General features: G+C 57.0%; 1 protein-coding gene. It reads left to right on the forward strand.

What is annotated here, in order from left to right; all coding sequences use genetic code 11:
* On the forward strand, positions 1 to 625 hold a 625-nt coding region (locus tag AC27K1_RS21640; RefSeq protein ID WP_487152872.1), incomplete at both ends, for an Ig-like domain-containing protein.

Raw genomic sequence — 625 nt, forward strand, 5'->3', positions numbered from 1 at the left:
TACAGACTTCGACAGTCTGGCCAGTGGTGAAAGTGCGACAGTGGTCGTTCGATATGTGATGTCCGATGACGAAGGGGCTACCTCTGAGTCAACAGCGACCATTACGGTGACCGGTACCAACGACGCACCGGTGGCGACCGCTGATACCGCCACGGGCCATGAAAACGAAACCCTGACCATTGACGTACTGGCCGACGACACGGACGCGGATCATAACGATAATCCGGCCAACTTCACTCTCGACAGTGTGCAGATCGTCGATAGTAACGGGAATCCCGTCACGGGTCAGGGCACGGTCAGCATCGTCAATAACCAGCTGCAGTTTGTGCCGGGTACAGACTTCGACAGTCTGGCCAGTGGCGAAAGTGCGACAGTGGTCGTTCGATATGTGATGTCCGATGATGAAGGGGCTACCTCTGAATCAACGGCCACCATTACGCTGACCGGCACTAACGATGCGCCGGTGGCCAGTGTTGATACGGCGACCGGTCACGAGAATGAAACCCTGACCATTGACGTACTGGCCGACGACACGGACCTGGATCACAACGACAACCCCGCCAATTTCAGTCTGGACAGTGTGCAGATCGTGGATGGAGACGGGAATCCCGTCACGGGCCAGGGT

It is taken from the genome of Kistimonas ophiarachnellae, assembly GCF_057552235.1.